General features: G+C 35.7%; 1 protein-coding gene. It reads left to right on the top strand.

The window, feature by feature from the left end:
- Window positions 1-308 (top strand): oxidoreductase C-terminal domain-containing protein (locus KI686_RS16250; RefSeq protein ID WP_306665762.1); only part of this gene is annotated, 308 nt, incomplete at both ends.

Below are 308 nucleotides of genomic sequence, written 5' to 3'. Positions count from 1 at the left end.
CGATTGTACCTATCATTATAACCCACATTATAATTGTTGTCTTCGATTAGAATCCGTTCAAAATGCTGTAGATCAAGGAAAAACCGCTGCTAAAGCCATTTGTGGAGAAGCGGTTATTTATGATGCTATTCCTTGGTTTTGGTCAGACCAGTTTGATGTAAAACTTCAAATGGTAGGGCTGTCAATTGGCTATAATAACATAGTTGTTAGAGATGAAGAAGCTGAAAATAGTTTTTCAGCATGGTATTTCAAAGATGATGAATTATTAGCGGTTGATGCCGTAAATTTTGCAAAGGCCTATGTTTTAG

The organism is Polaribacter sargassicola (assembly GCF_021991835.1).
GTDB classification, from domain to species: Bacteria; Bacteroidota; Bacteroidia; order Flavobacteriales; family Flavobacteriaceae; genus Polaribacter; species Polaribacter sargassicola.
Note: the sequence above shows the minus strand (reverse complement) of the source record. Positions and strands in the feature narration are given on the sequence as shown.